General features: G+C 65.3%; 23 protein-coding genes. 19 read left to right on the plus strand and 4 right to left on the minus strand.

Annotation, left to right across the window (positions count from 1 at the left end; all coding sequences use genetic code 11):
- Positions 1-207 precede the first annotated feature (207 nt).
- On the plus strand, positions 208-879 hold the full coding sequence (locus tag ACVW17_RS24625; protein WP_456754295.1) for a methyltransferase domain-containing protein: 672 nt from the start codon (positions 208-210) through the stop codon (positions 877-879).
- A 61-nt stretch (positions 880-940) separates the two neighbouring features.
- Here ACVW17_RS24625 and ACVW17_RS24630 read toward each other — a convergent pair whose 3' ends face one another.
- Positions 941-2,314: a polysaccharide deacetylase family protein gene (locus tag ACVW17_RS24630; RefSeq protein WP_456754296.1), complete on the minus strand. Its 1,374-nt coding sequence runs from the start codon at positions 2,312-2,314 to the stop codon at positions 941-943.
- Between the two features lie 96 nt (positions 2,315-2,410).
- Entirely contained in the window at positions 2,411-3,226 is an 816-nt protein-coding gene (locus ACVW17_RS24635; protein WP_456754297.1) for a polysaccharide deacetylase family protein, read from the minus strand.
- A gap of 84 nt (positions 3,227-3,310) precedes the next feature.
- Here ACVW17_RS24635 and mgtE point away from each other — a divergent pair, with 84 nt between their 5' ends.
- Positions 3,311-4,744, plus strand: coding sequence for a magnesium transporter (gene mgtE / locus ACVW17_RS24640; protein WP_456754298.1), 1,434 nt, complete (start codon positions 3,311-3,313; stop codon positions 4,742-4,744).
- Between the two features lie 82 nt (positions 4,745-4,826).
- Complete coding sequence (locus ACVW17_RS24645; RefSeq protein ID WP_456754299.1) at positions 4,827-5,147, plus strand: helix-turn-helix domain-containing protein; 321 nt, start codon at positions 4,827-4,829, stop codon at positions 5,145-5,147.
- A 913-nt stretch (positions 5,148-6,060) separates the two neighbouring features.
- On the opposite strand, the gene ACVW17_RS24650 is transcribed toward ACVW17_RS24645, so the two are convergent.
- A complete protein-coding gene (locus tag ACVW17_RS24650; RefSeq protein ID WP_456754300.1) occupies positions 6,061-6,588 on the minus strand; it encodes a DUF6428 family protein in 528 nt (175 codons plus the stop codon).
- A 49-nt stretch (positions 6,589-6,637) separates the two neighbouring features.
- Between ACVW17_RS24650 and ACVW17_RS24655 the strand changes: the two genes are divergently transcribed.
- The 4 genes from ACVW17_RS24655 to ACVW17_RS24670 are packed head-to-tail and all read left to right on the plus strand — an operon-like array spanning position 6,638 to position 9,265.
- Entirely contained in the window at positions 6,638-6,997 is a 360-nt protein-coding gene (locus ACVW17_RS24655; RefSeq protein ID WP_456754301.1) for an ArsR/SmtB family transcription factor, read from the plus strand.
- Positions 6,997-7,683 carry an aquaporin gene (locus ACVW17_RS24660; protein ID WP_456754302.1) on the plus strand — a complete coding sequence of 229 codons (687 nt, stop codon included), beginning with the start codon at positions 6,997-6,999 and terminating at the stop codon, positions 7,681-7,683. Before ACVW17_RS24655 ends, ACVW17_RS24660 begins: the two co-directional genes overlap by 1 nt.
- Positions 7,680-8,105, plus strand: coding sequence for an arsenate reductase (glutaredoxin) (arsC, locus tag ACVW17_RS24665; protein WP_456754303.1), 426 nt, complete (start codon positions 7,680-7,682; stop codon positions 8,103-8,105). Before ACVW17_RS24660 ends, arsC begins: the two co-directional genes overlap by 4 nt.
- Positions 8,102-9,265 carry an MFS transporter gene (locus tag ACVW17_RS24670; RefSeq protein ID WP_456754304.1) on the plus strand — a complete coding sequence of 388 codons (1,164 nt, stop codon included), beginning with the start codon at positions 8,102-8,104 and terminating at the stop codon, positions 9,263-9,265. Before arsC ends, ACVW17_RS24670 begins: the two co-directional genes overlap by 4 nt.
- On the opposite strand, the gene ACVW17_RS24675 is transcribed toward ACVW17_RS24670, so the two are convergent.
- Positions 9,237-10,142, minus strand: coding sequence for a LysR substrate-binding domain-containing protein (locus ACVW17_RS24675; RefSeq protein ID WP_456754305.1), 906 nt, complete (start codon positions 10,140-10,142; stop codon positions 9,237-9,239). The two genes, ACVW17_RS24670 and ACVW17_RS24675, sit on opposite strands and share 29 nt — an antisense overlap.
- Before the next feature lie 80 nt (positions 10,143-10,222).
- Between ACVW17_RS24675 and psrA the strand changes: the two genes are divergently transcribed.
- The 12 genes from psrA to ACVW17_RS24735 all read left to right on the plus strand — a co-directional run bounded on the left by psrA (position 10,223) and on the right by ACVW17_RS24735 (position 25,288).
- Positions 10,223-11,353, plus strand: a complete 1,131-nt coding sequence (gene psrA / locus ACVW17_RS24680) for an iron-containing alcohol dehydrogenase PsrA (RefSeq protein ID WP_456754306.1) — start codon at positions 10,223-10,225, stop codon at positions 11,351-11,353.
- A 28-nt stretch (positions 11,354-11,381) separates the two neighbouring features.
- Positions 11,382-12,638, plus strand: a complete 1,257-nt coding sequence (gene phnA / locus ACVW17_RS24685) for a phosphonoacetate hydrolase (protein WP_456754307.1) — start codon at positions 11,382-11,384, stop codon at positions 12,636-12,638.
- A 23-nt stretch (positions 12,639-12,661) separates the two neighbouring features.
- Positions 12,662-14,110, plus strand: a complete 1,449-nt coding sequence (phnY, locus tag ACVW17_RS24690) for a phosphonoacetaldehyde dehydrogenase (protein ID WP_456754308.1) — start codon at positions 12,662-12,664, stop codon at positions 14,108-14,110.
- Positions 14,111-14,193: 83 nt separating this feature from the next.
- Positions 14,194-15,510, plus strand: coding sequence for an MFS transporter (locus ACVW17_RS24695; protein WP_456754309.1), 1,317 nt, complete (start codon positions 14,194-14,196; stop codon positions 15,508-15,510).
- A 351-nt stretch (positions 15,511-15,861) separates the two neighbouring features.
- Positions 15,862-17,166, plus strand: a complete 1,305-nt coding sequence (locus ACVW17_RS24700) for an MFS transporter (protein ID WP_456754310.1) — start codon at positions 15,862-15,864, stop codon at positions 17,164-17,166.
- Positions 17,167-17,191: 25 nt separating this feature from the next.
- The gene (locus ACVW17_RS24705) at positions 17,192-17,974 is read left to right on the plus strand and encodes a maleate cis-trans isomerase family protein (RefSeq protein WP_456754311.1); all 783 of its coding nucleotides are present in this window, start codon (positions 17,192-17,194) and stop codon (positions 17,972-17,974) included.
- Complete coding sequence (locus tag ACVW17_RS24710; RefSeq protein ID WP_456754312.1) at positions 17,971-18,786, plus strand: GntR family transcriptional regulator; 816 nt, start codon at positions 17,971-17,973, stop codon at positions 18,784-18,786. The genes ACVW17_RS24705 and ACVW17_RS24710 overlap by 4 nt, the downstream gene beginning before the upstream one ends.
- Positions 18,783-19,547 (plus strand): aspartate/glutamate racemase family protein, encoded by a 765-nt coding sequence (locus ACVW17_RS24715; protein WP_456754313.1) that lies wholly within the window; start codon positions 18,783-18,785, stop codon positions 19,545-19,547. The genes ACVW17_RS24710 and ACVW17_RS24715 overlap by 4 nt, the downstream gene beginning before the upstream one ends.
- Positions 19,547-20,959 (plus strand): dihydropyrimidinase, encoded by a 1,413-nt coding sequence (gene hydA, locus ACVW17_RS24720; RefSeq protein ID WP_456754314.1) that lies wholly within the window; start codon positions 19,547-19,549, stop codon positions 20,957-20,959. The genes ACVW17_RS24715 and hydA overlap by 1 nt, the downstream gene beginning before the upstream one ends.
- 28 nt (positions 20,960-20,987) lie before the next feature.
- Positions 20,988-21,872 carry an alpha/beta fold hydrolase gene (locus tag ACVW17_RS24725; RefSeq protein ID WP_456754315.1) on the plus strand — a complete coding sequence of 295 codons (885 nt, stop codon included), beginning with the start codon at positions 20,988-20,990 and terminating at the stop codon, positions 21,870-21,872.
- 407 nt (positions 21,873-22,279) lie between these two features.
- Positions 22,280-23,917, plus strand: coding sequence for a phospholipase C (locus ACVW17_RS24730; protein ID WP_456798992.1), 1,638 nt, complete (start codon positions 22,280-22,282; stop codon positions 23,915-23,917).
- Positions 23,918-23,968: 51 nt separating this feature from the next.
- Positions 23,969-25,288 (plus strand): cytochrome-c peroxidase, encoded by a 1,320-nt coding sequence (locus tag ACVW17_RS24735; protein ID WP_456754316.1) that lies wholly within the window; start codon positions 23,969-23,971, stop codon positions 25,286-25,288.
- Positions 25,289-25,353 lie beyond the last annotated feature (65 nt).

A 25,353-nucleotide genomic window follows, 5' to 3' on the forward strand; every position in this document is an offset into this window, starting at 1 on the left:
TTTGTTGCCGGGCTGGTACGAAGTCAAATTCTGTACGCGAAGACCAAGGCTGTAGCTGCAAGACCGGTGCTACTCCCTGACGTGCGCGAGAGCACCGTTGCGTTGCCGTCCGCCAATGGATGGCGTCACCACCAGGAAACTGACGCGCGCGAGCAGCCATGCTGGTCACGCAACATCGTCGCTCGCACATTCGAAGGGAGATCGCTCATGGAGCTTGTGACCAATCCGGCAACGGATCTGATCGAGTCGCTGGCGTCGAAAGTGTCCGGTCGCAACCGCGCCAGGAAATATCAGGAATTCATCGATCTGCTGCAGCCGCGCAGCACGGACACCATCATCGATATCGGCGTCACCGATACCGATTACTGGTCGACCGACAATTATCTGGCCAAGCACTATCCCTATCCGGGACAGATCACGGCCCTGACGCCCGAGAAGATGGAGCACTTCAGCAAGAACCATCCGCAGATCAAGATCGTCAATGGCGACGGCTGCGATTTGCAGTTTTCCGACGGCAGCTTCGATATCGGCTACTCGAACGCCGTGATCGAACATGTCGGCAGCCGCGAGCGGCAGATCCAATTCGTTCGCGAGATGCGGCGCGTGTCGAAGCGCGGTTATCTGACGACGCCGAACCGGCTGTTCCCGATCGAGGTCCACACCCGCCTGCCGCTGCTGCACCTCATGCTGTCCAAGCAGCAGTTCGATCGCTTCCTGGAATTCATCGGCAAGGGCTGGGCGGCGGGCGACTACATGAATCTGCTGTCGCGCAGCGAGCTGGAATCCGTTTTGCGGGCGGCCGGCGTCACCGATTATCGGATCAGGTCGATGAGCCTGCTCGGCCTGCCGCTCACTTATACCGTGACCTGGATGAACTGAGCGCGGCGAGGCGCTGGTGATCCTGCTCTGCATCGCCGAGATCGTGGCCAGCCAAGTCAGCTCAATCGGGCACGCGCTTGTTGGCCGCCGAGGCTTCGGCGCGCGGGGTGCGCCTGGCGACATGGACCGAGGCATTGCTCGCAGCCGGTGGTGCGACGCGCAACGGCGCGCCGTGGGCTCTACCGCGGACCGGAGCGGGGAGCTGATGTGCGGCCTGCCTCGGATGCGTCGTCTGGCGCGCGGAGATCGCCTGCGCGCGCGGCGCGCCGACGCCGGGGACAGTTGCCGCGCGCTGCGTGAGGCGGCGACTGCCGGCCGAGCGGGCCGCGAGCAGCGTCAGATCCAGCGCCTCGGGAACGCGAAACACATTGGCCGCCGGGATCGGCAAGGTCGAGACGGCGGCGAGCTGCGAGAGCTGCGGTTGCGGCCAGGCCGTACGGACGGGCACACCGAGGCGCGCGTGCTGGGCGTGATCGAGGATGTCGGCATCGCGCCAGTCCATGCCGGCAAACACGGGCGCAGGCAGCGTCCGCGTCGCGGTGAAGATGAAGTTCGGAATCTTCGGCCAGCGCGTGGTCGCCACCGTCTCGGTCGGAGGGTGCATGAACCACTGCTGCGGCTCGGTCGGCGTCGCCGGGCGCTCCGCCGTCGCCGGCACGACGTGCACGATGCGATAGCCGCGCTCCTTCAACGTATTGAGGATGCGCGGCAGCGCCGCGACGGTGCGCGGCTGGATGTCGTGCAGCAGCAGGATGCCCTTGTGCTTGGCCTCGATGCGCTGGATCGCGAGATCGTAAACCCGTTGCGGCGAGATGTGGCGCCAGTCGTCGGCCGGGAAGTCGGCGCTCCAGACCTGGATGCCCTGCGACGCCAGATAGGCCTCGGGGATCTCGGCGCGCATCAGGCCGGGAATCCGGAAGAACGGCGCGAGCTTGCTCTTGTCGCCGTTGAGGGCTGCGAGCGTCGAGGCGATGCCGTCGTCGACCTCCTGCTTCACCCGCTCGAGCGGCATCTTGTTCATCGTCAGCGGGTGGTTCTGGCTGTGCGTGCCGACGGTGTGGCCGGCCGCGATCAGCTTGCGCACGCCCTCCGGATTGAACCGGGCCTGGGAGCCGATGGTGAAGAAGGTCGCCTTGACGCATTGGCTGGCGAGGATGGCCAGCACCTGGTTGCTGTATTTCGGCAGCGGGCCGTCGTCGAAGGTCAGCACCACCTCGTGGTCGGCGAGCGGCAGGGTCTCCGGATACTGCATGGTGCCGATCCGCGGATGCTCCTTGGGATCGACGACGAGGGTCCGCGAGGTGCCGAGTGCGTTGGGATTGGGGCAGTCGGCGGCGAGGGCGGCATGCGGCGGCATCAAGCCGCAGCCCAGCAGCGCCGCGCCGATCACGGTCCGCGACCGCTTCCGGATCATCACCAGGACGTTTGCAATCATTAAATCCAGGCCGCATTCCAAACGCACTGACGAATCCTTAAGAAGGGCGCCATGAACGCCGCCTTAACAGTCTGTAATCCAGCTTTGGCCCCGGGTTCAATGTGTCCGGTCGGACACGGTCTTCATCGCCGGCGGGACGATGTGGACGACGTGAAAATTATGCTCCTGGAGATACCTCAGGAAGGCCGGCAGCATCTCGGCCGTTCGCATTTGCGGGTCATGCAGCAGGATAATTCCCTTCCGGTGGGCTTCGAGCCGGCCGGTGAGCAGCTTCAATTCTTCCTCGGGCGTCATCTTGACCCAGTCGCTGGCCCAGAAATCCGCCCCGAACACCGCGATACCGCGCTTTTCCAAATGGTCGAGCAACGTCGGAGTCGACTCGAAATAGGGGAACCGGAAGAACGGCGTGCTCGGAACCGTGCTGGCAGTGCCGCGCAAGGCGGCCTGGACCGCTTCGATGCCCCGGTTGATGCTCGCCTCGGCCTGGTCGGTCGGCAGCTTGTTGAGATGCGCATGGTCCCAGGTGTGATAGCCGACGGTGTGGCCAAGGCGCGCGATCTTGCGGACCATGTCGGGGTGCTCGGAGGCGTTGCGGCCGACCATGAAGAAGGTGGCCTGCACGCATTCGGTGCCCAGCGCCGCCAGCACCTTGTCGGTGACGAAAGGCGACGGTCCGTCGTCGAACGTCAGCACCACCTCGCCATCCCTGAGCGGCAGGGTCTGCGGAAAGCTCTTCAGCCCGACGCGCGGATAAGTCGCAGGATCGACCTCGAGCACACGTGAGGTGCCGAGTGCGTCCTTGCGCGGGCATTCGTTGGCTTGCGCCGCGCCGAACAGCGCGAGCGGCGCGATCGCGACCAACGTCGCCACAATGTTGAGGATCGGTCGTGGTGCGCTCGACATCTTTCTCATTGCACTGTGCCCCGCCGATTAGGTAATCCGGTCCGCATCAATCAGACCAGATTTTCCCCTCCTGTCAAACCGGCGAAACACGGCATGGCCGAGAATTTCGACGTTGCCGAGCCCGCCAAGGACCGCCCAAAGGACGACCCGCTCGCCCGGATGCCGATGCGGGACGAGGAGGGCCAGCTCCGCCCCGAATTCGTCGACGAGATCACCCGGGCGATCCACGCTGCCGACCGGCCGCTGCTGTGCGAGGTGGTCGCGGAACTGCACGAGGCCGATCTCGGCGACCTGATCGCGGCGCTGGAGCCCGACGACCGCGTCACCCTGGTCGAGATCACCGGCACCGATTTCGACTTCTCGGCGCTCAACGAGGTCGACGAGAGCGTCCGTGAGGAGATCCTCGAGGAACTCGAGCCGGAGACCGTCGCCGAGGGCGTCCGCGAGCTCGAATCCGACGACGCCGTCGAGTTGCTGGAGAGCCTCGACGAGGAGGACCAGGAAGAGATCCTGGAGAAGCTGCCGGCGGCCGAGCGCGAGGACATCGAGCGCAGCCTGCTGTATCCGGAGAATTCCGCCGGCCGGCGGATGCAGACCGAGTTCATCGCGGTGTCGCCGGACAAGACCGTCGGGCAGGCGATCGACTACATGCGCGACACGCCCGACCTGCCGGATCGATTCTACGAGATCTATGTGGTCGATGCCGACAGGCATTTGCTCGGCGCCGTGCCGCTCGACGTGCTGCTGCGCACGCGCCGCCCGGTTCCGGTCAAGGACCTGATCGACGAGGACCGTCGCCGGGTCTCCGCGCTGGAGGACCAGGAAGAGGTCGCGCGGATGTTCGGCAAGTACAATCTGGTGGCGGCTCCTGTGGTCGACACCACCGAGCGCCTGGTCGGCGTGATCACCATCGACGACGTCGTCGACGTGATCGAGGAGGAGGCCGACGAGGACCTGAAGGCGCTCGGCGGCGTCACCCATCCCGAAGAATTGTCGGACACGGTCTGGACCATTGCCCGCGGTCGCTTCAACTGGCTCTTGGTCAATCTCGCCACCGCGTTCCTGGCCTCGTCGGTGCTCGGCCTGTTCGAGGGCCAGCTCGAGAAGATGGTGGCGCTCGCGGTGCTGGCGCCGATCGTAGCGAGCCAGGGCGGCAATGCCGCGACCCAGACCATGACGGTCGCGGTCCGCGCGCTCGCCACCCGCGAGCTCGGCGCGTTCAACGCGATGCGCGTGGTGCTGCGCGAGACCATGGTCGGGCTCGTCAACGGCATCGCCTTTGCGGTCATCACCGGCATCGCCGCGGTGGCCTGGTTCAAGATCCCAGGCCTCGGCATCGTGATCGGGCTTGCGATCATCTGCAATCTGGTCGCCGGTGCGCTCGGCGGCATCCTGATTCCGATGGTGCTGGAGCGGGTGCGCGCCGACCCGGCGGTCGCCTCCGGCACCTTCGTCACGACCGTCACCGACGTGGTCGGCTTCTTCTCGTTTCTCGGCATCGCCACGCTGTGGTTCGGGCTGAAATAGCTCCCCCCCGGCCGGCCGTCTTATCGTTAATCGCGCCTTAACGGGGTTGGCGGATGATGCGCCTATCTTCAAGGGGGCCATCATGCAGCGGTTGCGGCTCAAGGCGGACGGACGGATCGTCGAATTGCGCGACGGGCAGGAAATCCCGCTCGTCCCCGCGCAGCCGGCCGAAGCGGCAATGCAGCCTGCGGCCGCCCAGCCGGCCGTGCGCGATTTGCGCCGCCGCGCCCAGCTCACCCAGCTCGAATTCGCCGCCAAGCTCGGCGTGCCCGTGGAAACCATCCGCAACTGGGAACAGGGCAAGCGCGCCCCACGCGGTCCCGCCCGCGCGCTGCTCGCGGTGATCGCGCATTCGCCGGAGACCGTGTTCGCCGCGCTGTCGAGCGCGCCGACGGCGGCTTGAAGGGGTAGGGCGCAGTTTGCCGTCATTGCGGCAATCGTCACATTCACCGGTGTCCTGGCGAAAGCCATAACCACCGCGTTTGATGATGAGCGGGACCGCGGCCGCAGCTTCGCGCAACAACTGAGATTTGGGGTAATGGATCCTGGCTTTCGCCAGGACGACGATGAGGACAGTTCTGGATTCAAGATGCCTCACAACGCGGTGTCATCACCCGCGAAAGCGGGTGATCCAGTATTCCAGAGGCGGCTGTGCTTGAGTCGAGAAGCCGCGGCGTACTGGATCGGCCGGTCCCGTCTACGCCAAGGCTTCGACGAGGCAAGCAGTCCGTGGCGCGCCGAAGCTTTAGCGGAGGCGGCGAGCCGGGCGATGACAGGTGTGGGTAGGACGCGGCTTCGCATTCTCGCGACATCATCTGTCCGAGCTTTTGCATGTCGTTTTCGCCGCCCTGAAAGCAGAGGGCGCAGGGAAAGCCGGGTGCCGATCGCACCCATGGGTCCCGCGTAATGAAAAACGCGGGAGGTAGGACCACGGGTGTAACCGGAAACAACCCGGCTTTCCCTGCGCGATGGTTTTACGGCTTATACGTGCTCGCCCCGGTGAGACTGGGCTTGTTTGTCACCGTCCTTCGCGAGAACGCTTGCGCGTTCCGCTAGGAGACACCTGCCGCTAGGGCGTCAGGTCTGCACGACTTCGCCGTCCGCCGCATCGCGCACGTCGTCAGTGCACAAGCAGCGTCCACCGCATCTCACCGCAACACTCCTGACGATGCGCAGCGCCCCTCGATCGGGTGAGACGGGCGGATACATACACTGTGTCGGTCTGCGGATAAACCGAAATATTTTTGCTGCGGAGGCTTGACCCGTCGGGCAACTCAGTGATCGGGATTTTTGGCGCGAACCCGCTCGAACATCAATCAGCCGCAGCACGGCTGCTTGGCTGTCGGCACGCAGCAGGATTGCTGCTCCTGCAGCCAGCGGTCGCGCGGCTTGCAGCTCGACGGACGCGCGGAGAGATAGACGCGGACCGCGGTGTCGCCGGCATCCATGCGTTCCGCGCGATAGATCTGCATCGGCCGCACGCCGTCGCTGACTTCGAAGGTCAGCTTGGCTTGCGGATCGAAGCCGACGGCCTGGTCGACCTTGCGGATGATCGCGAGGAATTTCCCGGCAGCCATGTGGCCGCGGTTTTCCTCCTCGATGTCCCAGAGCTGAATGAAGGTCTCGCTCCAGCTCTCGGGATTCGCACCGCAATCGAGCCCTCTGAATGAGCCGGTCTTGACCTCGGTCACGTGGTAGCTGGGGCGGACGTCCCTTCCATCGTAGCTGAAGATCAGCGGCTTCTCCTTGTGCGCCTCGAGGCTGGATAGCAGCGCCGCAGCCGACAGCTCGTCCACCGGGAGCAGGGCGCCGACGATCGATCGGGTGTTGGCAAGCGTGTCCATGGCTGCTATCCTCATTTCAATGATTATTGAATTGTAGGATTGTCGAAATATGGAGGAGCGTCAAGCCCGAACCGCCTTTGCCGCGCTGTCGCAGGAAACGCGGCTGCGGATCGTGCGGTTGCTGGTGCAGGCCGGTCCCGGCGGGATGGCGGCCGGTGCGATCGCCGAGGCGGTCGCGGTATCGCCGTCCAACGTGTCGTTTCATCTGAAGGATCTCGAGCACGCCGGCATGATCGTGCCGCGTCGCGAGGCGCGTTCGATCATCTACTCGGCGGACTTCACCGGCTTGCGGGATCTCATCGCCTTCCTGATGAAGGATTGCTGCGCGGGCCACCCGGAAATCTGCGCGCCGGCGCTCGCCGATGCGCAGTGCAGGCCCTCCACAGCCAAGAAGAAGGCGCGTGCCTGATGCGCGACTTCGACCTGTCACGACGCCTCGCGGCCGAGGGGGTTGGTACCTTGCTCCTGGTCGCGACCGTCGTCGGCTCCGGCATCATGGCCGAGACCTTGACCAAGGACGTGGCGTTGGCGCTGCTCGGCAACACGCTTCCGACCGGCGCCATTCTGGTGGTGCTGATCACGATCTTTGGGCCGATCTCCGGCGCGCACTTCAATCCGGCGGTGACACTGGTGTTCATACTGAAGGGGGAACTCCGACTGCCGCACGCCGCGCAGTACGTCGCGGCGCAAATGCTCGGAGGAATCCTGGGTACAATGGTTGCGCACGGCATGTTCGGCCTGCCGCTGCTGGAGTTCTCGGTCAAGGCGAGGACAGGCTTTCCGCAGTGGTTTGCGGAATTCGTTGCCGCGTTCGGATTGATCGCAGCGATTCTCGGTGGCCTCCGGTTTCGCGAGGCCGCAATTCCATGGCTGGTCGGGCTTTACATCACGGCCGCTTACTGGTTCACCGCGTCCACGTCCTTTGCCAATCCGGCGGTCGCCATCGCGCGATCGTTCACCGATACGTTTTCCGGCATCAGGGCGCAGGACCTGCCGGGCTTCATCGTGGCCGAGGTTCTGGGCGCCGTGGTCGCGGCGGCATTCATGACCTGGCTGCTGCGCGGCACTGAGACCACAAAGGAAGCGATCCAATGACGATCACGATCTATCACAATCCCGATTGCGGGACGTCGCGCAACACCCTGGCCATGATCCGGCAAAGCGGGGAGGAGCCCGAGATCGTCGAATATCTCAAGACGCCTCCCGCGCGCGACACGCTGGTCGCGCTGATCGCAGCCATGGGCATGACGCCGCGCGCGTTGCTGCGCGAGAAAGGCACGCCCTATGCCGCGCTCGATCTTGGCAATCCGAAATGGAGCGACGACGAACTGATCGATTTCATGATGGCACATCCGATCCTGATCAACCGGCCGATCGTGGTCTCGCCAAAGGGCGTGAAGTTATGCCGGCCGTCCGAGGCGGTTCTTGATCTCCTCCCGGTCGCCGACATCGGCCGGTTCGTCAAGGAGGACGGAGAGGTGGTTTCGCCGAAGACGACGGGCACGCGCGCTGGATGAGCCGCCGTGCCGATAATATCCTGATCGTCGCGCTCGGCACCACGCAGACCCTTGCCTGGGCCTCGAGCTACTATCTGCCGGCCATCCTCGCGGACCCGATCGCGCGCGACCTCGGCATCTCGACGAACTGGCTGTTCGCCGCGTTCTCGATGGCGCTGGTGATCTCGGGATTGCTCGGTCCGCGCGTCGGCCGCCAGATCGACCGCATGGGCGGACGCGAAGTGCTGTGCGCGTCCAATCTCATTCTGGCGTCCGGCCTGATCCTGCTCGGGCTTGCGCAGGGCGGCGTCCTGATGGCGGTGAGCTGGCTGTTGCTCGGCGTCGGCATGGGCCTTGGCCTGTATGACGCGGCCTTCGCGGCGCTCGGGCGCATCTACGGCGATGCCGCCCGCCGCTCCATCACCGGCATCACCTTGATCGCGGGCTTTGCCAGCACGATCGGCTGGCCGCTCAGCGCGTGGGGACTGTCAACCATCGGATGGCGCTGGACCTGCTTCGGCTGGGCGGCGGCGCACATTCTGATCTGCCTGCCGCTGAATGGCTTTCTGATCCCCAGATTGAGGCGAGAGCATCGGCTCGCGGCGGACACGCCGAAGCCACATATTCCGATCGATCGTGCGATGGTGCTGCTGGCCTTCGCTTTCGCGGCCGCCTGGAGCGTCACGTCGGCGATGGCGGTGCACTTGCCGCGCATTCTCGAGTCGCTCGGCGCGACGCAAGCGCAGGCGATCGCGGCAGGCGCGTTGATCGGCCCGGCGCAGGTGGCAGCGCGCATTGTCGAAGCGAGCCTGCTGAAGCGCTTCCATCCGCTGTGGTCAGCACGCCTGGCCTGCATCACGCACCCGTTGGGCGCCTGCGTGATCGGCTTGTTCGGCGGTGGCTTTGCCGGTGTCTTCGCGCTGCTGCACGGCGCAGGGAACGGCATCCTGACGATCGCGCGGGGTACGCTGCCGCTGGCGATCTTCGGTCCAAAGGATTACGGCTACCGCCTGGGGCTGCTCGGCGCGCCGTCGCGGCTGTCTCAAGCGATCGCGCCGCTGGCATTCGGCTTCCTGATTGCACCGCTCGGCGGCTATACGCTTGCGGTCACGTCGGCTTTGAGTTTGGCTGGACTCGTGGCGTTGCTCGCACTCAAGGCCGGGAGGAGCCCTTCGCGGTAGCATCGCCACCCTTCATCCGGCGGACCGTGTCGATGAATGCCTTGATGATGGGTGAGTGGCCGCGGCCGCTGTGGTGGGCGATGCTGTACTGGGTCTTGATCGTGCGGTCGCTGATCTCGAGCGCGCGCAGGTTCGGGTGCGGCACGAATTCGAAGTCCGCGACGACGCTGATGCCGAGCCCGCGCTCGACCGCCTTCCAGACGCCCTCCCGGCTTTCGATCTCGAACACCGGCTCGATCCGGATGCCCTCGGCCTGCATCGTCGCCTCGAAGGCGCGCCGGGTGGTCGAGCCGCGCTCGCGCAGCACGATCGGCTGGTCGGCCAGCTCGCGCAGCCGGACCGACTTGCGCTTGAACCAGGGGTGATCGCGGTTGACGAACACGATCACGCGGTGGGTGCGATAGGGGATCATGGTGACGCGCGGATCTTCCGGCACCTCCGCCAGGATCGCGACGTCGGCCTCGAAGTCGACGATGTGGCGAAAGGTGCGCTCGGAATTGCCGAGCAGGGTCGAGATCTGCACCTCCGGATGGTCGCGCTTGAAGGCGGCGATGATCTCGGTGGCATGGAATGGACCGACGGTTGCAACCCGCAGATGGCCTCTGGTGGCCTTGCCATGCGCGGCCAGCAATTCGTGCGCCTCGTCGCAGAACGTCATGATGCCGCGGGTGATCTCGAACAGCGCGCTGCCTGCCTCGGTGAGCTCGGTGTGCCTGGGCTTGCGGATCAAAAGCTCGACGCCGTAGCTCTCCTCCAGCTCCTTGACCTGGATGGTCAGCGTCGGCTGGCCGACGTTGAGCACACGCGACGCCGCAGTGAAGCCGCCATGGGCGGCGACCGCATGGAAGGCGCGGAGCTGGCTGAATACTATTGACATAATCAATAGAACGCATCCGTAGAATGAATTTGTCAATAGCAACGGGCGACGTACCTTCGCGCCAAACGGAGGACGCGTGGATGGCCTGGACTTATTCCAACCCGGTAAGAGTTGAATTCGGAGCCGACAGCTTCGACAAGCTGCCGGCGCTGATCGGCAAGCGCGCCTATGCGCTGGTGACCTATGGCGAACCGGTGTTCGACGAACTCGAGCGCCGGCTGCGCGCCGCGGCAGGGCCGTCGGTCCTGACCATCCGCGACGTCGCGCCCAATCCGGACTACCGGCTGCTCACCGAGCAGAGCGCGCGCTTTGCCGGGCTCGCCAAACAGCCGGACGTGATCATCGCACTGGGCGGCGGCTCGGTGATCGACTCCGCAAAAGTGTTCGCGGCGGCGGGCGGCGACTTCGCCACGGTGAAAGCCTATCTGGAGACCCAGCAGGGCGCCGAGCGGCTTGCCGCGATCCCGATCATCGCGGTGCCGACCACCGCGGGCACCGGCAGCGAGGTAACCTGCTGGGGCACGGTGTGGGACGAGGCCAACGGCAAGAAATATTCGCTGGCGCGTCCGTCGCTCTATCCGACCCATGCGGTGATCGATCCGCGCCTGATGCTCGGCAAGCCGCAGCTGCTCACCATCAGCACCGGGCTCGATGCGCTGTCGCATGCGCTGGAGAGCATCTGGAACGTCAACAACAACCCGGTGTCGGCCAACCACGCGGTGGCGGCGGCGCGCGGTGTTCTCGACGTGCTGCCGAAGCTCGCCAACGATCTCGGCAATCTCGAGCTGCGCAGCCGCATGGCGCAGGCGGCGCTGTTCGCCGGGCTGGCGTTCTCCAACACCAAGACCGCGATCGCGCATTCGCTGTCCTATCCGATCACGCTGCGGCACGGCGTGCAGCACGGCATTGCCTGCTCGTTCTCGCTGCCGATGGTGCTGCGCAGCGTCAGGGGGGCGGGCGGGCTCTGCGAGGACAGCCTGAAGCAGATTTTCGGCGCGGACCTTATGCGGGCGGCCGACGACCTCGAGGATTTCATGGCGCGGCTCGGCATCTCCTGCAATCCGGCCGCCTACCGGATCGAGCGCGCCGAATGGCACGCGCTGATCGCCGACTCGCTCGAGGGCGAACGCGGCCGCAACTTCTTGGGGTCGAAAGAGCGGCTGATCGAGGCAGCGCAGACCCAGCGGATGCCGAGCGCGGTGAGCGCGTGACGGCGGCGCAGTGACAAGGAGATAACTCATGCAAGACGATCGCCAGGAAAATCGCAAAATCATCACCGTCAATGGGCGCCGCTACGATGCGCCGACGCGGCCAACCGTCGTGATCTGCCTCGACGGTTCGGAGCCCGGCTACATCGAGCGCGCAATCGAGGCCGGCGTCGCGCCGACCTTCGCGCGCTTCATGAGGGAGGGCGCGCATGTCCATGCCGCCAGCGTGATCCCGAGCTTCACCAATCCGAACAACCTCTCGATCATCACCGGACGGCCGCCCGCGGTGCACGGCATCGCCGGCAACTACTTCTACGACACGGCGAACAATGTCGAAGTCATGATGAACGATCCCAAATTCCTGCGCGCGCCGACCATCCTGGCCGGGGTTCATGACGCCGGCTACAAGGTCGCCGCCGTCACCGCCAAGGACAAGCTGCGCACCTTGCTGGCCGACGGGCTCGACTATGCGAGCGGCCGTGCGATTGCCTTCTCGTCGGAGAAAGCCGATCAGGCCACCAAGGCCAATAACGGCATCGACAATGTGCTCGACTTCGTCGGCCTGCCGTTGCCGGAGGTCTATTCGGCCGACCTGTCACGCTTCGTGTTCGCGGCCGGCGTCAAGCTGGTCGAGCGATACCGTCCCGATCTGATGTATCTGTCGACCACCGACTACATCCAGCACAAGGTCGGGCTCGGCACCAGGATCGCCAACGACTTCTACGCGATGATCGACGGCTATCTTGCCGAGCTCGATGCGCTCGGCTGCAACATCGTGGCGACCGCCGACCACGGCATGAACGACAAGTTCTTGCCCGACGGGAGGCCCGACGTGATCTACCTCCAGGACGTGATGGACGACTGGACCGGTGCGGGTGCCGCGCGGGTGATCCTGCCGATCACCGATCCCTATGTCGCCCATCACGGGTCGCTCGGCTCGTTCGCGACGATCTACACGCCCGACGGTGCCGACGTCGGCACGCTGCTGATGCGGCTGCGCGATACCAAGGGCATCGAGATCGCGCTGACGCGCAAGGAGGCCTGTGCCCGGTTCGAGCTGCCGCCGGACCGGATCGGCGACATCGTCGTGATCTCGACCAAGCACAAGGTGCTCGGCACCAGCGAATCCCGCCACGATCTCTCGGGGCTGACCGAGCCGCTGCGTTCGCATGGCGGGCTGACCGAGCAGCGGGTGCCGCTGATCGCCAACCGCAGGATCGCGCTGCCGGAAGGGCACGCCTTGCGCAATTTCGACGCCTTCGACGTCGCGCTCAACCGCATCCAGTGACGCCAGGACCAGAGGACACCATCATGAACATCCAGAGCGCAGCCGTCCGCCACGAGCAGATGCGCATCGCAGGCACGCTCGTCGACACCGACGAGCATGTCGAGGTCTTCAATCCCTACACCAACAAGGTGGTGGGCACCGTGCCGGCAGCGCGGCCGGAGCATGTCCGCAGTGCGTTTGCCAAGGCGGCCGCGTTCAAGCCGAAGCTGACGCGCTATGAGCGCCAGCGCATCCTGCTGCGCACGGCCGAGCTCCTGGCCGGCCGCAAGGAAGAGTTCGCGCGGCTGATCACCGCCGAATCCGGGCTGTGCTGGAAGGACTCGCTGTACGAGGCCGGCCGCGCCTATGACGTCTACTCCTTCGCGGGCCAGCTCGCGATCCAGGACGACGGCGAGACGTTTTCCTGCGACATCAGCCCGCAGGGCAAGGCGCGCAAGATCTTCACCACCCGGACGCCGCTGCTCGGCGCGATCTCGGCGATCACGCCGTTCAACCATCCGCTCAACATGGTGAGCCACAAGATCGCCCCCGCAATCGCGACCAACAACCGCGTGGTGCTGAAGCCGACCGAGCTGACGCCGCTGACCGCGCTCGCGCTCGCCGACGTGCTGTATGAGGCGGGGCTGCCGCCCGAGATGCTGTCGGTGGTGACAGGCAATCCGCAGTCGATGGGCGATGCGATGATATCAGATCCCGACGCCGACCTCGTGACCTTCACCGGCTCGGTCAGGGTCGGCAAGCACATCGCCAGCAAGGCCGGCTACAAGCGCCTGGTGCTCGAGCTCGGCGGCAACGATCCCCTGATCGTGATGGAGGACGCAGACCTCGAGAAGGCCGCGGAGCTTGCGGTCACCGGCGCGACCAAGAATTCCGGCCAGCGCTGCACGGCGGTGAAGCGCATCCTCTGCGTCGAGGCGGTTGCGGACGATTTCGCCGCGCTCGTGCTGAAGAAGGCGCGTACGCTGAAGTGCGGCGATCCGATGGACCCGACGGTCGATGTCGGCACCGTGATCCATGAGGGCGCGGCGAAGGAGTTCGAGCGCCGCGTCAATGCGGCGGTCGCCGACGGCGCCGAGCTGCTGCACGGCAACGACCGCAACGGCGCGCTGTATCCGCCGACCGTGGTCGACCGGATTCCCTACACCAGCGAGCTGGTGATGCAGGAGACCTTCGGCCCTGTCATTCCGATCATCCGCGTGCCGAACGATATCGACAGCGTGATCCGGATTTCGAATTCAACCGCGTTCGGCCTGTCGTCCGGCGTCTGCACCAACCGGCTCGACTACATCACGCGGTTCGTCAACGAGCTCGATGTCGGCACCGTCAATGTCTGGGAAGTGCCGGGCTACCGGATCGAGCTGTCGCCGTTCGGCGGGATCAAGGACTCCGGCCTTGGCTACAAGGAAGGCGTACAGGAGGCGATCAAGAGCTTCACCAACGTCAAGACCTATTCGCTGCCCTGGCCGGTCTAGAGCAGCGCGTAGAGGGCCGCGCGCGGACAACAACAACAACGCGGCGGCCGATTGCGATCACCGATCAATCAGGGGAGGGTTCAATGTCGATCACGTTCAGTCCGTCGAGCGTCGGCTCGGTCGGGGTGCAGAATCCGGAGCTTGCGAGCTCGTTCCGGCGCGCGCAGTGGCGCATGCTGTTCGCGGCGATGTTCTGCTATCTGTTCTTCTACACCGGGCGGCAGACCTTCGGGTTCGCGATTCCCGGCATCCAGGCCGAGTTCGGCGTCACCAAGGAGGCGCTGGGCTGGGCCAGCGCGGCGCTGTTGTGGTGCTACGCGGTCGGCCAAGCCATCAACGGCAATCTCGGCGACAAGTTCGGCGGCCGCCGGGTGATGAGCGCAGGCGCGATCCTCTCCTTCATCATGAACTGGGCGACCTCGCTGTCGACCGGGATCGTCAGCCTCACCGCGTTCTGGGGCATCAACGGCTATTTCCAGTCGATGGGATGGGCACCGGGCAGCCGGCTCTTGTCGAACTGGTGGGGCCGCCACGAGCGCGGCACGGTCTACGGACTCTATACCTTCGCGGCCGGTCTGGCCTCGGTGCTGTCGTTCGTCACCTCGCTGGTCGTGGTCGGCTATTTCCAGCTCGACTGGCGCTGGATCTTCCGCATCCCGGTCGTGCTGCTGCTGCTCGGCGGCATTGCGTTCTATCTGATCGCGCGCGAGAAGCCCGAGGATATGGGCTTTGCCTCGCCGCATGACGAGGGCGACGAGGTCGCTGCAACCGAGGCCGCAGTCGACGCCAATGAGGGCTCGCTGGCGCGCTACAAGGCGGTGCTGTCGAACTGGCGCCTGCTGGTCGCCGGCGTCGCGATCGGTTTCCAGAACGCGGCGCGCTACGGATTGCTGGTGTGGGTGCCGGTGCACTTCCTCGGCAGCAACTGGGCCAAGGCCGGCGCCAGCTCGGTGATCGATCCGCGCTGGATCAGCATCGCGCTGCCGGTCGGCATGGCGGTCGGCGCCTTCAGCAATGGCTGGGTCTCGGACAAGGTGTTCGGCTCGCGCCGCTACCTCGCCATCGTGCTCTACATGGCACTCGCCGCGATCACCTCGCTGTGCATGTACGCGATCCCGACCTCGGAAATCGTTCTCGGCATGACGGTGCTGTTCCTGTGCGGCTTCTTCACCTACGGCCCGCAATCCTCGTTCTGGGCGCTGTGCCCGGACCTGGTCGGGCACAAGCGGGCAGGGACTGCGACCGGCGTGATGAACTTCTTCGCCTATCTGTTCGCCGGCCTCGGCGAGCCGATGATCGGCCACTTCATGGACAAGCACAACCAGACCTCGCTGGTGTTCCTGGTGGTCGCGGTCTGCGCCACGTCGAGCGCGGTGGTGGCGACGTTCATCCGCCGCTAGTTCATGCACATGCGTCCCAGGCGACAGCCTGGGACGCAGCCGTCGGGGCATGTAGCCCGGATGAGCGAAGCGATATCCGGGGCAATCAGATCCCGCATATCGCTTCGCTCATGCGGGCTACGGGCTGGTTATCTCACGCCCAATTCCTCGCCACGGGCTGATCAATAACGAAGCGCTTTATCAATAATATCTCATAATATCAATATGATATTATATAGTGTATGCAGAATACAAAATGTGCTTGTGGCGCCAGCCGCCTTGAAGCAGACTTCTCGCCGGGCAGGAGGGCCGGTGACCTTCGGTTACGGAGGTGACGCCAGCGGCGAAACAATCTGCCATGAGGAGCGAGCAATGAGCGATCAGGTGTCCACCATCGCAATGGCAGATGCGGCGAAGCCATCCGGCGTGCGCTGGAAGATCTTCCTGCTGATGCTGTTCCTGATCTCGATCAACTATATCGATCGCGCGTCGCTGTCGGTCGCAATGCCCGTCATGGCCAAGGAGTTCGATATCGATCCGGCGATGCAGGGCCTGATCCTGAGCTCGTTCTTCTGGACCTACGCACTGATGCAGGTGCCGGGCGGCATGCTCGCCGATCGCTTCAAGCCGCGCATCGTGATCGCGCTCGCGACATTGTTCTGGGGCTTCTTCCAAGCGCTGGCGGCCCTGTCGACCAGCTGGATGCTGCTGCTGCTGACCCGGCTCGGGCTCGGCGCCTCGGAAGCGCCGATCTATCCGGCCGGCGGCAAGCTCAACGCGATCTGGATGACGCAGACCGAGCGCGGCCGCGGCGCGACGCTGCTGGACGGCGGCGCGCCGCTCGGTGCGGCGCTCGGCTCGATCGTGATCGCCTGGCTGATGGCGGCGTTCAGCTCCTGGCGGGTCGCCTTCGTCGTCGCCGGCGTCGGCACCATGCTGTGCGGGCTGTGGGCCTGGTACTACATCCGCAACGTGCCGCGCGAGCATCCCGCGGTCAACGAAGCCGAGGCGCGCTACCTCGAGGAGGCGCATGCGATCGAGGACGCGGCGACGCCGCCGTCCTCCGGCGCCAGCTGGATGGCCTATTTCCGCTTCCGCTCGGTGTGGTGCATGTGTCTCGGCTGGATGTTCTTCAACACCACCTTCTATGGGCTCTTGACCTGGATGCCGACCTATCTGTTCAAGGTGCACGGCTTCGACATCAAGGCGCTCGGCGGCGCCTCCTTCATCATCTTCTTCTCAGGCTTCGTCGGCGAGCTGGTCGGCGGCTGGATCGGCGATACCTGGCGGGAGCGGGGCGGGGCACCCAACACCGTGTTCCGCACCCTGTTCGGCATCGCCGCGATCATGGCGACGGTGTCGATCTTCCTGGTCGCCTACGTCACCAATGCGGTCGCGGTGGTGGTGCTGCTGTCGACGACGCTGTTCTTCCTGCGCTGGTGCGGCATGTACTGGGCGATCCCGTCGGCACTGGCGGGCCGCGGCAAGTCCGGCTTCCTCGGCGGCTGCATGAATCTCGGCGGCAACATCGCCGGCATCACCACGCCCCTGATCGTCGGCTTCATCGTGCAGGCCACCGGCTCCTACTTCCTGGCCTTGATGTATTTCGCCGCCGCGGGCATTGCGCTGTTGATCTGCTCGACCCTGATCGATTACAGCCGCAAGCTCCCGGTCTAGAACGGAGCGAGCAACGGAAGCAACCATGACACGTCCCGTCCGGCTCGGCATGCTGACGCCGTCGTCGAATACCGCGCTCGAGCCGATCACTTATGCGATGCTGGCAGGTATCGACGGCGTCTCGGCGCATTTTGCGCGCTTCAAGGTGACGGAGATCGCGCTGTCGGAGGCGGCGCTGCGCCAATTCGACGCCAGCGAGATCCTTCGCGCAGCGGAACTGCTTGCGCACGCCAAGGTCGACGTCATCGCCTGGAACGGCACCTCGGCAAGCTGGCTCGGCTTCGATCGCGACGAGAGCCTGTGCGAGCAGATCACTGCGGCAACGGGTATCAAGGCCTGCACCACGGTGCTGGCCTATCGCGATCTGCTGCGGCGGATCGGCGCCAGGCGCATTGGGCTGGTGACGCCGTATCGCAAGGACGTGCAGGACAAGATCATCGCCAACTGGAATTCGGAGGGGCTCAATTGCTTTGCCGAGCGCCATTTGTCGCTGCAGGACAATTTCTCCTTTGCCGAGGTCAGCGAAGCCAAGGTGGCCGCGCTGATCGAGGAGGTCGTGCGCGAGGGCTGCGATGCCGCCGTCGTGCTCTGCACCAACATGCGCGGCGCGGGCGCCGCCGAGCGGCTGGAGCGCGAGTTCGGCGTGCCGGTTCTGGATTCGATCGCGGTGACGCTGTGGGGATGCCTCACCGCTGTCGGCTGCGATCCGTCGCGCGTGCACGGCTGGGGCAGCCTGTTCACGAATCCCGATCTGCGCGCGGCGACCGCGATCTCCGAACACAATGATGACGATATAGGCGTGCGGTGACTGAAGCCAAAACCAAAGCCGAGACCAAGGCCAAGCCGGCCAGACGTGGCAAGGAACCCAAGCACGCGATCACGGCGCAGCAACGGCGCCGCCTGCGCGTGCCGCGGGTCGGACTGCACGAGCAGGCGGCGGTGCGGCTGCGCAGCATGATCGTGCGCGGCGAGCTGGCGCCGGGACAATCGCTGGGCGAGGCGGACCTGTCCGACGCGCTCGGCATCTCGCGGACGCCGCTGCGCGAAGCGCTGAAGCAATTGGCGAGCGAAGGCCTGGTCGAGCTCAGGCTCAACCACAGCGCGGTGGTGGCGCCGTTCCGCCGCGCCGAGCTGGCCGAATTGTTCGAGGCGGTCAGCGGCATCGAGCGCTGCGCCGCCGAGCTCGCCGCGCTGCGCATGGAGGAGGCCGATTTCGAGCGGCTCGATGCACTACAAGACAAGATCGAATGGCATCACGGCCGCGGCGAACTGCGCGACTATTTCCAGGTCAACCAGCAGATCCATTCGGCGATCGTCGGCTTCGCCCGCAATGCGGTGCTGAAAGCGACGCACGAGGCGCTGCTGGCGCGGGCCGAGCGGGCGCGCTTCTTTGCGCTCTCGGTGCTCGGGCGCTGGGATGAATCGGTGCGCGAGCATCAGGACATTCTGGCCGCGCTGAAAGCGCGTGACGGAGCCCAAGCCGGGCAGATGCTGGCCCATCACGTCCGCCGCACCGGCGAGATCGTCGCCGAGACGCTGGACGACACACCTGATGACGCCGCCGTGCCGGACGCATCCGCGAAGCCGCGCGGCCGCAAGATGAAGAAAGCTGCGTCATGAAGATCCTGCTGCTCAATCCCAACACGACCGCAGCGGTGACGGACCTGCTCCATGCCGCGGGCAGCAAGGTGGCATCGCCCGGCACCGAGCTCGTGCCGGTCACCGCCACGCGCGGCGTGCCTTATATCGCGACCCGCGCCGAGGCGCAGATCGGCGGCGCAATCGCGCTGGAGATGCTGGCCGAGGCCGGCGCCGGCATCGATGCCGCGATCATCGCCGCGTTCGGCGATCCCGGCCTGTTCGGCGCCCGCGAGCTGTTTGCCTATCCGGTCGTCGGCCTTGCCGAAGCCGCGATGCTCACTGCCTGCATGCTGGGACGGCGGTTCTCGATCGTGACCTTCGCCGGCGCGCTGGCGCCCTGGTACGAGGAATGCGTTGCGATGCATGGGCTGAGCGCGCGCTGCGCCGGCATCCGCACGCTCGATGGCGGCTTCCAGTCGATTTCTGAGGTGCAGGCCGAGAAGGAAGAGCTGCTGGTCGCGCTCGCCAACCAGGCGGTCGCGCAGGACAATGCCGACGTCGTCATCCTGTCCGGCGCGCCGCTCGCCGGGCTTGCGGCAAAGGTCCGTGATCGCGTGCCGGTGCCGGTGGTCGATCCGGTCGCGGCCGCCGTGCGCCAGGCGGAGACGCTCGCCGTGCTCAGGCCGCGCAAGGCGGTCGCCGGCACGTTCCGCAGACCCGACCCGAAGCCGACGATCGGGCTGGCCGAGCCGCTTGCCGCCATCATCGAACATCGCTCACCGAAAGAGGGGACCCGCTGATGTCCATCGACACCATCATCCGCGGCGGCACCGTGGTCACCGCTGCCGACAGCTTTGCCTGCGACGTCGGAATCCGCGACGGCAAGATCACCGCGCTCGGCCATGATCTCGGCAGTGCGGCCACGGTCATCGATGCGACCGGCCGGTTGGTGCTGCCCGGCGGCATCGACAGCCACGTGCATTTCGCTCAGCCGTCGGGCGACGGCATCGTGATGGCCGACGGCTTTGCCTCCGGCACCCGTTCGGCGGCGTTCGGCGGCAACACCACGGTGCTGCCGTTCTGCCTGCAGGAGAAGGGCCAGACCTTGCGCGAGGCTCTGAAACATTACCATGCGCTGGCCGAAGGCGAATGCCATGTCGACGTCGCCTTCCACCTCATCGTCACCGATCCGACCGAGCACGTGCTGGGCCAGGAGCTGCCGGCACTGGTCGAGGACGGCTACACCTCGCTGAAAGTCTTCATGACCTATGAGGGGCTGGCGCTGTCGGATCGCGAGCTGCTCGAGACCATGTCGGTGGCGCGCGAGACCGGCGCGATGCTGATGGTGCATGCGGAGAATTTCGACGCGATCCGCTTCCTGACCGACCGGCTGGAGCGCGCCGGCAACACCGCGCCGCGCTTCCATGCGACCTCGCGGCCGATCCCGGTCGAGCGCGAGGCCACCCATCGCGCGATCTCGTTGTCCGAGCTGGTCGACGTGCCGATCATGATCGTGCATGTCTCGAACCGCGAGGCGATGGAGGAAATCCGCCGCGCGCAGCAGCGGGGCTTGCGGGTGATGGGCGAGACCTGCCCGCAGTATTTGATGCTGACCGAGAAGGATCTCGACCAGCTCAACATGGAAGGCGCCAAATACGTCTGCTCGCCGCCGCCGCGGGACGTCGCCAGCCAGCAGGCGTGCTGGGAGGGACTGCAGCAGAAGGTGTTCTCGGTGTTCTCGTCGGACCATTGTCCGTTCCGCTACGACGACCCGAAAGGAAAGCTCGCGCCCAAGGGACGCACCAGCTTCCGCTGGGTGCCGAACGGCATCCCCGGCGTGGCGACGCGGCTGCCGATCCTGTTCTCGGAAGGCGTCGCGAAGGGCCGCATCGACATCAACAGCTTCGTCGCCTTCAGCGCCACCAATCACGCCAAGATCTACGGCCTGTATCCGCGCAAGGGCACCATTGCGATCGGCTCCGATGCCGACATCGCGCTGTGGGACCCGACGCGCAAGGTGACGATCCGCCACGAGCTGATCCACGACGGCGCGGACTACACACCCTATGATGGCCTTGAGGTCACGGGCTGGCCGGTGCTGACCATGGTGCGCGGCAAAGTGGTCGTCGACAACGGCACCCTGGTCGGCAGCAAGCAGCACGGTACGTACCTTGCGCGCACCAGGCCGGCGGCAGGAGCGACCATTCCGTAACACGCGAACCAGAAGGCAGGAGACCACCATGCCCTATGCGACAACCGATGACGGCGTACGCCTCTATTTCGAGGAGACCGGATCCGGTCATCCGGTGATCCTGGTCCACGAATTCGCCGGCGACCTGCGCAGCTACGAGCCGCAGATGCGGCATTTCGGCAAGCGCTTCCGCACCATCGCCTACAACGCGCGCGGCTTTCCGCCGTCTGACGTGCCCGAGCAGGTCGCCTCCTATTCGCAGGCGCGCGCCGCCGACGACATCCTGGCCGTGCTCGACCACATCGGTGCGCCGCAGGCACATATCGTCGGCCTCTCGATGGGCGGTTTCGCGACGTTGCATTTCGGATTGCGTCACCCTGATCGGGCGCTGTCGCTGTGCATCGGCGGCTGCGGCTACGGCGCCGAGCTCGACAGGCGCGAGACGTTCCGCGCCGAGGCCGACGCGATCGCGGCCATGATCCTCAGAGAAGGCATGCCGGCCTTCGCCGAGCGCTATGCCTATGGGCCGACGCGGGTGCAGTACGAGAACAAGGATCCGCGCGGCCATGCCGAGTTCAAGCGCATGCTGGCCGAGCATTCGGCGGTCGGGTCGGCCAACACCCAGCAGGGCGTGCAGAAGGAGCGCCCCTCACTCTACACGCTGGTCGAGGAGATGAAGCGCATCACAGTGCCGACGCTGATCATCACCGGTGACGAGGACTGGCCGTGCCTGCTGCCGGGCATCCTGATGAAGCAGAGTATCCCGTCGGCCGCGCTCGCCGTGATGCCGAATTGCGGTCACGCCATCAACATCGAGGAGCCCGACGAATACAACCGCATCGTCGGCGAATTCCTGGCGCAGGTCGAAAGCGGCCGCTGGCCGCAGCGCGATCCGCGCGCGGTGAGTGCCTCGATTACCGGGATGAAGGATTAGGGCCTTTCCTTCCGATAGAATCGGAACGGGGCTCTAGAATCTTGCTTTTTTCACGCGAACCGGCATCCACTTCGCTCGAAAAGCTCTGGCACGTATTTGCCGTCCTCGCCATGCGTGGCGCTCCATTGCCTCGCGCTCGCACTGGTGCGGATCGACGCGCGATGCACATATCGTCGGGATAGAGATCAATCCAATACCGCAAGTGCTGCAACCGACGCGTGAATCGAAACGCGCGATGATGAAACGTTGTGACGAAGTGTTGCTCGCAAAAAACTTACACAGAGCTGTCATCGGCGGCGGCTAACTTGTCGCAGGTCGACGTCACAAATCCTTAAAAAATGGGGCACTACGTGAAAGCCAAGTTTCTTTCGACGGTCGGAGTCTGTCTGATCGCCGCGACTGCGGTTATGTATGGCGCTGCGGCGCAGGACGACAATCACGGCGATGATCATCATCCGCACCACATCCACACCGCAACGCCGATCAAGCATCTCGTCGTGATCTTCAACGAGAACCGCTCGTTCGATCATTATTTCGCGACCTATCCGAATGCGGCCAACCCGACCGGGTCGATCCCATTCGTCGCGAAGCCGCACACGCCGCGGGTCAACAACCTCGCCACCGCCAATCTGCTGACCAACAATCCGAACCTGAATCCGGCCAACGGCACCGGCGCGACCAATCCGTTCCGCCTCGACCGCACGCAGGCCAACACCAAGTCGCAGAACCACGCCTATACGCCCGAGCAGCAGGCGGTCGACAACGGCAAGGAAGACCTGTTTCCGAAATTCACCGGTCGCGGCACCGCCGGCGGGGTCGGCGCGTTCGGCACCAACGGCCAGGTGATGGGCTATTTCGACGGCAACACCGTCACTGCGTTCTGGAATTACGCGCAGAACTTCGCGATGAGCGACAACAACTGGACCGACACGTTCGGTCCGTCGACGCCCGGCGCGCTCGAGGTGGTGTCCGGCCAGACCAACGGCGCGCAGAACATCGTCGGCACCTCATCGTCGATCGCCGACGGCCAGGGCGGCCTGACGCTGATCGGCGACACCGACCCGGCTTACGACTCCTGCTCGAGCACGACCAGCCAGGTCCTGATGACCAGCAAGAACATCGGCGACCTGCTCAACGCCGAGCAGATCAGCTGGGGCAGCTTCATGGGCGGCTTCGACCTGACGCTGAAGAACGCCAACGGCACCACCAGCTGCGCCCGCAGCACCTTCTCGAGCAACGTCAACGGCACCGTCGTGGACTACATCCCGCACCACGCCTGGTTCCAGTACTACAAGTCGACCGCCAATCCGACCCATGCGCGGCCGAGCTCGGTGAACGCCATCGGCCACACCTACGTGCCCGGCAGCAAGACGGTCGACCCGGCCAACCATGCCTACGATCTCGAGGACTTCTATGCCTCGGTGAAGGCCGGCAATTTCCCGGCCGTCTCCTACATCAAGATGCCGGCCTATCAGGACGGTCATCCCGGCAACTCCGATCCGCTCGACGAGCAGGCGGGCAATGTCGAGCTGATCAATTTCCTGCAGAAGCAGAAGGAGTGGGGCGAGACCGCGGTCATCATCACCTATGACGACTCGGACGGCTGGTACGACCATCAGTACCTCGCGCCGATCAGCGCCTCGTATGATCCGACCGCCGACCAGGTCAACGGTCCCGGCCAGTGCGGCCGCGGCATCGGCAAGCAGACCCAGCCGAAGGGCCTCGAAGGCAAGCCGGTCAACGGCCGCTGCGGACCGGGTACGCGTACCCCGTTCATCGTCATCTCGCCGTTCGCCAAGCGGAACTACGTCAGCCACACGCTGATCTCGCAGGCCTCCGTGGTGCGCTTCATCGAGGACAACTGGCTGCATGGCCAGCGTCTCGGCGGCGGCTCGTTCGACGACAGCGTCGAATCGATCGCGGACCTGTTCGACTTCGATCGCGGCCATGGCCAGGATCACGAGTACCGGCAGGATACGCTGTTCCTCGATCCGACCGCCGGCACCGTCATCGTCAGCCCGCCCGACGAGCACCACCATCACTAACGCTCCGGGACTAGCGCCCTTGGGATTACTGGACGTCATATGAACGGCCGCATGTTGTGGCTTCTCGGCGCCGGCCTGCTCTGCATGGCCGGCGCCGTTGCGGCTGTCGAGACCGAGCGGCTGCCGGGGACAAATCCGAACCCGGTGCAGCTCAGGCGTCCGCCGGTCGCTCCGCTGTCCGGCATGGCGCAGCTTGGTCAGATGATCTTCTTCGACGCCTCGCTGTCGTCGTCGGGCGCATTGTCATGCGCATCCTGTCACAGCCCGGACCACGCCTATGGTCCGCCCAATGATGGGCCGGTCATGCTCGGCGGGCCGACGCAATCCCGGCAAGGCACGCGGGCCGTTCCCGGCCTGACCTATCTCGAGCGCCAACCGAATTTCAGCATCGGTCCGGAGAAGGACGAGGACGACAACGTCGTCGACTTCGCGCAACTGGCCGCAGCCGGCCAGCAGGCCGTGCGCGCCAGGAAGGTTGCGACCGGCACGGCCGCGTCTGCGGTCAACATCGTGCCGCAGGGTGGGCTGTTCTGGGACGGCCGCGCCGATACGCTGCAGGATCAGGCGCTCTTCCCGCTGCTCGATCCCAACGAGATGGACGGCGGCAGCATCGAGGTGGTGGCGCAGAAGCTGCGCCAGGCGAGCTACGCCTCGCGCTTTGCCGAACTGTTCGGCGCCGGCGTTTTCGACAATACGCGGCTGTTGGTCGCCGAGGCGATGTTCGCGGTTGCGCGCTATCAGGTCGAGGAGCCGAGCTTCCATCCCTACACCAGCAAGTTCGACTACTGGCTGGAGGGCAGGGCGCGGCTCAGCGAGAGCGAGCTGCGTGGCCTGCAACTCTTCAACGATCCGGAGAAAGCCAATTGCGGCGGCTGCCACACCTCGCAGACGACCCGCGACGGGCTGCCGCCGCTGTTCACCGACCATCAGTACGAAGCGCTCGGCGCGCCGCGCAACGCCGCGCTCGCCGGCAACCGCGATCCCGATCATTTCGATCTCGGGGTCTGCGGCCCGTATCGCACCGACATCGCCGAGCAGACGCAATATTGCGGAATGTTTCTGACGCCGACCCTGCGCAACACCGCAACGCGCCGCGCATTCTTCCACAACGGCGTCTTCACCAGCCTCGAGCAGGTGCTCGACTTCTATAATTTCCGCGATACCAATCCGGAGAAGGTGTTTCCGCGCACCGCCAGCGGAACGGTGCAGAAATACGACGACCTGCCGGAGAAATATCACGGCAATGTCGACGTCAGCGATCCGCCGTTCGAGCGCCATCCCGGCGAGACGCCGGCAATGACGTCGCAGGACGAAGCGGACATCATCGCCTTCCTGAAGACATTGACCGACGGTTACCAGCCGGAGCGGTGAACCGTGGTCACCGTCACCGGCGGAACCGATACGTGAGTTGGCAGGCCTCCGCCAGGCGCGCATAA

The sequence above is a fragment of the Bradyrhizobium sp. USDA 4473 genome, from assembly GCF_054063335.1.

What these genes read in the sequence shown, in the direction of transcription:
- ACVW17_RS24625 (WP_456754295.1), top strand. Translation starts at nt 208, where the DNA reads ATGGAGCTTGTGACCAATCCGGCAACGGATCTGATCGAGTCGCTGGCG.
- ACVW17_RS24630 (WP_456754296.1), bottom strand. Translation starts at nt 2,314, where the DNA reads ATGATTGCAAACGTCCTGGTGATGATCCGGAAGCGGTCGCGGACCGTG.
- ACVW17_RS24635 (WP_456754297.1), bottom strand. Translation starts at nt 3,226, where the DNA reads ATGAGAAAGATGTCGAGCGCACCACGACCGATCCTCAACATTGTGGCG.
- mgtE (WP_456754298.1), top strand. Translation starts at nt 3,311, where the DNA reads ATGGCCGAGAATTTCGACGTTGCCGAGCCCGCCAAGGACCGCCCAAAG.
- ACVW17_RS24645 (WP_456754299.1), top strand. Translation starts at nt 4,827, where the DNA reads ATGCAGCGGTTGCGGCTCAAGGCGGACGGACGGATCGTCGAATTGCGC.
- ACVW17_RS24650 (WP_456754300.1), bottom strand. Translation starts at nt 6,588, where the DNA reads ATGGACACGCTTGCCAACACCCGATCGATCGTCGGCGCCCTGCTCCCG.
- ACVW17_RS24655 (WP_456754301.1), top strand. Translation starts at nt 6,638, where the DNA reads ATGGAGGAGCGTCAAGCCCGAACCGCCTTTGCCGCGCTGTCGCAGGAA.
- ACVW17_RS24660 (WP_456754302.1), top strand. Translation starts at nt 6,997, where the DNA reads ATGCGCGACTTCGACCTGTCACGACGCCTCGCGGCCGAGGGGGTTGGT.
- arsC (WP_456754303.1), top strand. Translation starts at nt 7,680, where the DNA reads ATGACGATCACGATCTATCACAATCCCGATTGCGGGACGTCGCGCAAC.
- ACVW17_RS24670 (WP_456754304.1), top strand. Translation starts at nt 8,102, where the DNA reads ATGAGCCGCCGTGCCGATAATATCCTGATCGTCGCGCTCGGCACCACG.
- ACVW17_RS24675 (WP_456754305.1), bottom strand. Translation starts at nt 10,142, where the DNA reads ATGTCAATAGTATTCAGCCAGCTCCGCGCCTTCCATGCGGTCGCCGCC.
- psrA (WP_456754306.1), top strand. Translation starts at nt 10,223, where the DNA reads ATGGCCTGGACTTATTCCAACCCGGTAAGAGTTGAATTCGGAGCCGAC.
- phnA (WP_456754307.1), top strand. Translation starts at nt 11,382, where the DNA reads ATGCAAGACGATCGCCAGGAAAATCGCAAAATCATCACCGTCAATGGG.
- phnY (WP_456754308.1), top strand. Translation starts at nt 12,662, where the DNA reads ATGAACATCCAGAGCGCAGCCGTCCGCCACGAGCAGATGCGCATCGCA.
- ACVW17_RS24695 (WP_456754309.1), top strand. Translation starts at nt 14,194, where the DNA reads ATGTCGATCACGTTCAGTCCGTCGAGCGTCGGCTCGGTCGGGGTGCAG.
- ACVW17_RS24700 (WP_456754310.1), top strand. Translation starts at nt 15,862, where the DNA reads ATGAGCGATCAGGTGTCCACCATCGCAATGGCAGATGCGGCGAAGCCA.
- ACVW17_RS24705 (WP_456754311.1), top strand. Translation starts at nt 17,192, where the DNA reads ATGACACGTCCCGTCCGGCTCGGCATGCTGACGCCGTCGTCGAATACC.
- ACVW17_RS24715 (WP_456754313.1), top strand. Translation starts at nt 18,783, where the DNA reads ATGAAGATCCTGCTGCTCAATCCCAACACGACCGCAGCGGTGACGGAC.
- hydA (WP_456754314.1), top strand. Translation starts at nt 19,547, where the DNA reads ATGTCCATCGACACCATCATCCGCGGCGGCACCGTGGTCACCGCTGCC.
- ACVW17_RS24725 (WP_456754315.1), top strand. Translation starts at nt 20,988, where the DNA reads ATGCCCTATGCGACAACCGATGACGGCGTACGCCTCTATTTCGAGGAG.
- ACVW17_RS24730 (WP_456798992.1), top strand. Translation starts at nt 22,280, where the DNA reads ATGTATGGCGCTGCGGCGCAGGACGACAATCACGGCGATGATCATCAT.
- ACVW17_RS24735 (WP_456754316.1), top strand. Translation starts at nt 23,969, where the DNA reads ATGTTGTGGCTTCTCGGCGCCGGCCTGCTCTGCATGGCCGGCGCCGTT.